Source organism: Acidobacteriota bacterium, from assembly GCA_016196035.1.
Lineage (GTDB): Bacteria > Acidobacteriota > Blastocatellia > RBC074 > RBC074 > JACPYM01.
The window spans coordinates 115,266-122,346 of sequence record JACPYM010000024.1; the positions used below are offsets into that span (position 1 = coordinate 115,266).

Below are 7,081 nucleotides of genomic sequence, written 5' to 3' on the forward strand. Positions count from 1 at the left end.
GGAACGCCGCTTTGCACGTCATCAGTAAGAAAAAGCTGCGTGATTTTTGGGCGCGAACCCCTGAAGCGCAACTACCGCTCGACAACTGGTATCGCGTAGCCAAGAAGGCGGCGTGGCAATCCATGGCGGAGGTGCGCGCCGTCTTCCCGCACGCGGATGCGGCTTACGATTGCACGGTCTTCAACATCGGCGGGAACAAATACCGGTTGATCATTGAGATCAGATACGACAGACAGGTGATCTATGTTAAACACGTCCTTACGCACAAAGACTACGACAAAGGCGCGTGGGAAAAAGACTGCGGCGCTTGAATTCGATCCGGCGAAGTACCGCAAGCTGGTGTCAAAGGCCATGCCTGCCGTCATCGAAACCGAAGCCGAGAACGAGCGCCTGCTCGCCATTGTCGAGCCGATGATGAAACGCGAACTTTCGACGGAAGAAGCCAAGCTTTTCGACCTGTTGGTTAAGCTCATCGAAGATTTCGAGGATCGGCATTACCCGCTGGGAGAAAGCTCGCCCACCGCCACGCTGCAATTTCTGCTGGAGCAGCGCGGCTTGCGTCAGCGCGACATCGTGCACCTCTTCGGTTCCAGCGGCGTCACCTCCGAAGTCATCAATGGCAACCGCGCGATCAGCAAAAAACTCGCCAAGTCACTGGCTGAGTTCTTCCACGTCTCGCCCGACTTGTTCATCTGATCCGAAACAGGTTGATATGGACTACTCAAAAATCATCACTATCGAACCCGATAAACGTAGCGGCAAGCCGTGCATTCGCGGTTTGCGGATGACCGTGACGGACGTATTGGAATATCTAGCGGGCGGTATGACACCGGAAGAAATCGTTGATAAATTTCCCGATCTCACATTGGAAGACATCCGTGCCTGCTTGGCTTTCGCGGCAGATCGTGAATGCAGGCTGGCTGCACCGCTTGTGATCTCAATTGCTGATACTCATGAACTAACTCAAAAGCGTCACGAATTAACTCAAAAAGCCCTGGATGCAATTCCTTCGTACCGCCAACCACCCAGAACTGTAGAAGAAATTGCCGCGACAATAGCTAAAGAATTTGGTGTTTCGCAGGAGCTCGCATCCGGTATTACATTGGCGACAATTGCTTTTCTGGATACTTTTGGTGTTATTGAGTGGGAAAAGTCTGTCTGTCAAATAAACGACCAGATATCTACCTATTTCCGAAACAGCCTAAGCTGGTACTTTGAGAATCATCAGCAACTACTATCCAATTGGGGACGCGAAGGCGTTGCTCGTGACATCAAGATCGATAATTTACTTGAACTAGCCCCTTACTTCCTCAAAGTAATGGAAGAAAGAAGACTGGAATTAAGCAAAGAACATAGGCTTGAGGCAGGATATTCCAGGTATCAAGCTGTAGCACTTACTCTGGTAAAAACTATAGAAGATGGAAAGCCCTGCTTTCTTCATCAGTGGGACACTCAGGCAGAGCAGTTTCAGATTATCGGGGGCAAACAAAGACCGGGTGAGAGGCCAATCGAAACAGCAAAACGAGAGTTCACTGAGGAGACTACTCAGCACAATTTGAGGTATGGCACCGAGTTCACACTTAACCTTCTTTGCCCAAACCCAATAGAGATGTGGCGAATATCGCCAACTTATGGGGCTCTGACCAAGTATGAGTTTTGGGTTTTCAGCGCTGAGTTAAAGCTTGCTGTACTACCATTGGGTCCGTTGGACAGATGGATTTCACTCGACGAGATGAAATCAGGAGCTACCCTAGACGGGCGTCCTATCAGTGACCCAAAACTTTATAGGTCACTTGAAGTAAACATCCCAGGCGTACTTGAAGGTTTACCGTTATCAATCCCTCCTTCACCAAAACAAAATTCCCTAAAAACCGTTTGGGATAATACTGTAATGCAACCAGGTTTTGCTGGATTCAAAATAGACTTGAAGAAGTTACTTCAGGATTGGTGGAGCAACCGTAAAAGAGGGAAGCTTAAGTAGCTAAAATGACATGCTAATTGCTCTGCAACCCGACGCCCCTGAAGCCGACATTCAGCGCGTCATCACTAAAGTTGAATCCTTCGCCCTGAAGGCCCATCTCATGCCCGGCGCAACCCGCACGGCCATCGGCGTCACGGGCAACACGGGGGCCGTAGACCCTGCGCCCTTCGCCGAAGTGCCCGGCGTGGCCGAGTGTGTGCGCATGACCAGGCCGTACAAGCTGGTCGGGCGCGATCTCAAGCACAACAAGCCGGTCATCAACGCTGCCGTGCTTTGGTTAAAGCCAAACCATGCGCGCAGACTCCGCGAAATTATCAGTGCGTCGTGAGGTCAAACTGACAATCCCAATGCGGTTCGCACAACGCGGCGGATCGCTCGGCATTCCTAGATGGCCGCCTTGGCATCGGCTTTGGTCGCGGTCAGACCGGGGTAGCGATAGCCGACGGCGTAGGGATTAAGGACGAGTAGCGCAGGCTGCATTCCTTGCCAAGTTGGTTCGGCTTGTAACACCAATTGATGCAGCACGGGCAAGTCGTGTGTGCGGCCAAAGGCCAACCCGGCCTCGACGAGGCGCGCTTTAAGGTATTTCTCAACGCACTGCTGGCAATGAAAGCAGACGCCATCGTGATTCGGGTCTTTGCGCACGCGGTTCAATTGCTGGGCGGCATTCCAATCGCCTTCGGCCTTGACCACCCATTCAGCGGTTATTGCCTTCATACATCACCTTTCCGTTTTCCAGAATCTCGCGCATAAAGTTATCGCCCATTGCCAGGCGTTCGTTGATTTGCGCTGGCGTCCGCACCAGCAAATCAAGCGGCAACACGCCGACACGCGGAATCACGCGTTTCAATATTTCCCCGGCCTGCCGGAACGGACTGCCCTTATATGGCATCACGACCAGCAAATCCACGTCCGATTCGACGCTCGGTTTGCCGTATGCCTGTGAGCCGAACAGGATAATTTTGTCCGGCTGAAACTCGCGCGCGATCTGGTCGCAGAGGGTTTGGATGTGGGCAAGGCGTTTCTTGCGATTGGCGGCGTCGCGATACCAGGGTAGATCGGGCAGCCCCGCTGGCACTGCGGCTTGGATTCCCTTGCGCGGTTGTTTGCTGACGGTCGTGGCGCTCATCGCATTGCTCCTGCCAAGCTGGTTTGCTGCCGCATCATAACAGCAACCGCGCGGTCTGCGGCACAGGGCTTTTGCAAAATCCTCAAAACATCCGTCAAAGACGCTTCGCCGACTCCTGATTCCTGACTCCTGACTCCTGATAGCCTGAAATGCCGATTGTTTTCAATTTGTCAGAATTCAGGAATCAGGAGTCAGGAGTCGGTCAAGCCGCTCAAGCGCTCTTGTTGGCGACTTTGCAAAGATCAAGTACGTGCTGCTTGCCACATCACGTCAATCGGCGCTGCTTGATGCGTCCACAAACGGAATTGCTCTGCCGCTTGCGCCACCAGCATCGCCAGCCCGCCGAGCGTTTGGCATCCGGCGGCTTGCGCGGTTTGCAGCAACGCAGTTTGTTCGGGGTTGTAAACCAGATCGTAAACCAGCCGCACATCGCGCAGGCGCTCCGCTGTCAATGGGCTGGTGCCTTCGCTGTGACCTTTCATCCCCAGCGGTGTGCAATTGATGACGATGTCGGCCTGGCCGTGGAAGCTGTCGAGCGCGGCGGCGGTGGCGTTGAATTCAGCGGCCAGTGATTGCGCCTTGCGCAGGTCGCGCGCGTAAAGCGTCACCGCCGCACCGCGTTGTTGCAACCCGTAACACACTGCCCGTGCTGAGCCGCCTGCGCCCAGCACCGCGACGCGCGCGCCACGCACATCCAGCAATTCATTCAACGGTTGCATCGCGCCATGCACGTCGGTGTTGAAACCGCGTAGGCGATCACTTTCGACGACGATGGTGTTGACCGCGCCGATGGCCTGGGCCGTCGCATCAATTTCGTCGAGCAATGGCATCACCGCCAGTTTGTGCGGGATGGTCACGCTCAGACCGCGCAGGTTCCAGCCCAGCTTGCGTGTGTGGGGATGAACGAAATCACGGATGAACGCAGCGGTGCCGTCCACCTCAAGCGGCAAATACACGCCGTCAATGCCCGCCGCCTGCAACGCCGGATTGTGAATCAGCGGCGAGCGCGAATGGCCGATGGGTTGGCCCATGACGCCGAAAATCTGGCTGGCGCGCGTGAGTTGTTTGACGCGATAAAGCTGGTTCAAATCGGCTACGGTGGGCTGGCCCGGCGCGCTCTCGGCTCCGGGTTGCAACGCGCCGAAGGTCAGCAAGGCCCCGCGTGAGAGCGACAAGACGCGCGTGCTCAAGCCGGGCAAGCTCATGCCGAGCGCGATGATGGGTTTGCGGCTTTGCGCATATTCGATCACTTCAAACAGGCGCAAACAATCGCCGATGCAATTGCACTTGGTGGCGAGTTTGACGATGGCGGCGGGCGTCGCGGCCATGCGTTCGTAGCGTTGAATCAAATCATCCGGTGTGCCTTCAAAGTTGTGCCATGAGCAGATGACTTTTTCCCACGGCACGGGCGGCGGTTCAGCAGCAAAGCTCGCCGCCAAATCGAACTCGAAATCGGCCAGCGTGATCGTGGCGGCGACTGCGGCGGGCAGGCTTTGCCAGCAAGCGCGGCGTTCGCCCAGGCTCAAGTCGCGCTGGCCGCCCTGTTCGCGCGGGCGCAAGGTGAACAGCAGCGGCGTATGGTATTGCGCGACGAGCGCGGGCAACTGCGCGAAGACTTCGGCGTGCGCGGCGTCGCTCAGGTAATCAAGCCGCAATTCGATGATGTCGGCGCTAACAGCAGCGGCTGCCAGCGCGGCGAGAAAGGCTGCGGGTTCGCGTTCGGTAATGGGGACGCAAACGAGTTTGCGCGTCAGCAATGGATCAACAGGCGCAGACAATGGCGGCATTAAAAACTCCTGTCTCAGAGATGGCCTCGCGGCCTGGTTTGAATGAGGCGGCACTCTAAAGCAAAACCGGCAGGTCAGCAACGACCTGCCGGTTTGGTTGGTGATGTCAGTCGTAACACGGCCCAATCAATGATTGCCAGGCACCGCCGCGTCGCCCGTTTGCCCCTGCGTTTGGGCCAGCACGCTGCCATCCAGGCTGCACTGCACATACCAGGTCTGATCGCTTGCGCGCCAGACCGTGAGGTCGGCTTTGCCGTCGCCGTCGTAATCGCCCGGCGCGGCTTGATCGTAGTAGGGTGCGGCGCTCGTCCCCCACGTTTGCACGCGATAATCCGCCGTCGCGCTCTGCCAGATGTACCAAGCGCCCGCGCGCCAGATGGCAAAGTCCGTCTTGCCGTCCCCGTCGTAATCCGCCGCCACCGGCACATCCGTCCCCACGCCCCACTGTTTGATGAGGTATTGCCCGTCGCTGCTGCGCTTGACCAGCCAGGTGCCCGTCGCGCGCCGGAAGACCGCCAGGTCGGTCTTGCCGTCGCCGTCATAATCGCCGAGCAACGAGACGTCGCCCGCCGTGCCCCAGCTTTGGGTTTGGGCGATGCGGTTGGCGCCCTCGCCATTGCTCAAGAGCAAGCGCCAGATGCCGTTGTTCGCGCGCAGCACGAAGTCGCTCTTGCCATCGCCGTTGTAATCGGCCATCTGCGCCAGGGCGGCAAAAGCCCCGAAGCCGATGACCAGCGTGTAACTCCGCGACCCTGTGCAGTTGTTCGTTATTGATCGTCGCCCCCGGCAGACTCGCCGGGTTCACCGTGATCGTCGGGCAGACGACCGTCACCGCAAAACTGGCGTTGGTCGTCGCGTTGCAGTTGTCCGTCGCCGTGACCGTTACCGTGTAATTGCCGATGAGCGTTGCGTTCAGCACCGTCACCGCTCCCGTCGCTGTGTTGAGGCTGACCACCAGCCCGCCGTTATTGGGCGAAACGCCTTGCAGCACGAGCGGATTGAGCGTCCCATTGTCGCTCGGCCCCACCGCCGGATTGATGGTCGGCGTGGTGGCGGCCACGACGGTCGCCGCGTTGTAACTGAGCATGGGCGGCATGTTTGGCGTCACCGTGACGGTCAACGTGCCCGTACCCGTCGCACTCTGGTTGTCGGTCACGACGAGCGCAAAGGTCGCCGTCGCCGCCGCGCAAGTCGTAGCGATATTGGCCGTCACCGCGCCCGACGGTTGAATCGCCACATTGCTGACGGTCACACCTTTGCTCGACGCCGTCGTCGGGTTGCCGTTGATCGCGATGCCCAGCGTATTGACCGGCTGGTCGGGATCCGCCGCCGTCCCGATCGTGAAGCTCGCCGCACTGCTGCCCGCCTTGACCGACACATTGTCACTCGTGCTCGTCGGCGGCGTGTTCGTCACGATGGTGTAGCTGCGCAAACTGGCGCAACCGGCGGCATCCATTGCGTTGATGGTGAACGTGAAGCTGCCGCCTGCATTCGGCATTCCGGCGAGTTAACCCTGGGAACTGCGCGTCAACCCGCCGGGCAACGCGCCGCCCGCCACGCTGAACGTGTACGGCGCACTGCCGCCCGTGGCGCTGAGCGTTTGATTGTAGCTCGCGCCCACGGGCGCATTGGGGAGTGTGGCGGGATTGACCGTCAGCCCCGGACAATTCACGAGCAAGGTGGCCGCCGCCGCCGTTTGTGTGCCGCACGCGCCGCTGACGGCCACGTCATAGCTGCCCGCATCACCAAGCACCAGGCTATTGATCGTGAAACTGCTGCCCGTCGCGCCGCCGATAGAGTTGCCACCCTTGCGCCATTGATACATCAGGTCTGTACCCATCGCCGCCACGCTGAACGTGACTGGCGCGCCGGGGCAGACCGTCGCGCTTTGTGGCGGCATGTTGATGACGGGCCTGGCGCAGGCATTGGTTAGCGCGAAGTTGATGGAGGCGGCTCCGCTGGCGCTGGCCGCGACGTTGTAAGCACCGTTGACGCTGTTGGCCGTCAGCGTGCCAGTAGTGGCGACGCCGCTGTTAATCGTGGGGTAGTGGCTCAACGGGGTGAGAGGTGAGAGTCTCGCCCGTAGGTCACGAAGAATATCAACTGTTACCACTGCGGCAGCGAAAAGATCGTCAAGCACGGCCTGACGAAAGATGGCAAGCAGCGTTACTGGTGTCACGACTG

9 protein-coding genes are annotated in these 7,081 nt (G+C 58.3%); 4 read left to right on the forward strand and 5 right to left on the reverse strand.

Annotation, left to right across the window (positions count from 1 at the left end; genetic code table 11):
- Positions 1–11: 11 nt before the first annotated feature.
- The 4 genes from HY011_08815 to HY011_08830 are packed head-to-tail and all read left to right on the forward strand — an operon-like array spanning position 12 to position 2,309.
- Positions 12–311, forward strand: a complete 300-nt coding sequence (locus tag HY011_08815) for a type II toxin-antitoxin system HigB family toxin (GenBank protein ID MBI3423026.1) — start codon at positions 12–14, stop codon at positions 309–311.
- A gap of 40 nt (positions 312–351) precedes the next feature.
- Entirely contained in the window at positions 352–696 is a 345-nt protein-coding gene (locus HY011_08820) for a transcriptional regulator (GenBank protein MBI3423027.1), read from the forward strand.
- A 16-nt stretch (positions 697–712) separates the two neighbouring features.
- Positions 713–1,981 carry a DUF433 domain-containing protein gene (locus HY011_08825; protein ID MBI3423028.1) on the forward strand — a complete coding sequence of 423 codons (1,269 nt, stop codon included), beginning with the start codon at positions 713–715 and terminating at the stop codon, positions 1,979–1,981.
- 10 nt (positions 1,982–1,991) lie between these two features.
- Positions 1,992–2,309 carry a hypothetical protein gene (locus tag HY011_08830; GenBank protein MBI3423029.1) on the forward strand — a complete coding sequence of 106 codons (318 nt, stop codon included), beginning with the start codon at positions 1,992–1,994 and terminating at the stop codon, positions 2,307–2,309.
- 56 nt (positions 2,310–2,365) lie between these two features.
- On the opposite strand, the gene HY011_08835 is transcribed toward HY011_08830, so the two are convergent.
- From HY011_08835 to HY011_08855, 5 genes are all read right to left on the reverse strand, one after another.
- Positions 2,366–2,698, reverse strand: a complete 333-nt coding sequence (locus HY011_08835) for a HEPN domain-containing protein (GenBank protein MBI3423030.1) — start codon at positions 2,696–2,698, stop codon at positions 2,366–2,368.
- Positions 2,679–3,110 (reverse strand): nucleotidyltransferase domain-containing protein, encoded by a 432-nt coding sequence (locus HY011_08840; GenBank protein MBI3423031.1) that lies wholly within the window; start codon positions 3,108–3,110, stop codon positions 2,679–2,681. Before HY011_08840 ends, HY011_08835 begins: the two co-directional genes overlap by 20 nt.
- Positions 3,111–3,352: 242 nt before the next feature.
- A complete protein-coding gene (aroE, locus tag HY011_08845) occupies positions 3,353–4,897 on the reverse strand; it encodes a shikimate dehydrogenase (GenBank protein MBI3423032.1) in 1,545 nt (514 codons plus the stop codon).
- Between the two features lie 126 nt (positions 4,898–5,023).
- A complete protein-coding gene (locus HY011_08850; GenBank protein MBI3423033.1) occupies positions 5,024–5,557 on the reverse strand; it encodes a VCBS repeat-containing protein in 534 nt (177 codons plus the stop codon).
- Between the two features lie 847 nt (positions 5,558–6,404).
- Positions 6,405–7,081, reverse strand: a 677-nt coding sequence (locus tag HY011_08855) for an immunoglobulin domain-containing protein (GenBank protein MBI3423034.1), incomplete at its 5' end; no start/stop codon positions are given.

Bases quoted from the DNA above. Each gene is read 5' to 3' on its own strand.
- HY011_08820 (MBI3423027.1), top strand. From the start codon at position 352: ATGCCTGCCGTCATCGAAACCGAAGCCGAGAACGAGCGCCTGCTCGCC.
- HY011_08825 (MBI3423028.1), top strand. From the start codon at position 713: ATGGACTACTCAAAAATCATCACTATCGAACCCGATAAACGTAGCGGC.
- HY011_08830 (MBI3423029.1), top strand. From the start codon at position 1,992: ATGCTAATTGCTCTGCAACCCGACGCCCCTGAAGCCGACATTCAGCGC.
- HY011_08835 (MBI3423030.1), bottom strand. From the start codon at position 2,698: ATGAAGGCAATAACCGCTGAATGGGTGGTCAAGGCCGAAGGCGATTGG.
- HY011_08840 (MBI3423031.1), bottom strand. From the start codon at position 3,110: ATGAGCGCCACGACCGTCAGCAAACAACCGCGCAAGGGAATCCAAGCC.
- aroE (MBI3423032.1), bottom strand. From the start codon at position 4,897: ATGCCGCCATTGTCTGCGCCTGTTGATCCATTGCTGACGCGCAAACTC.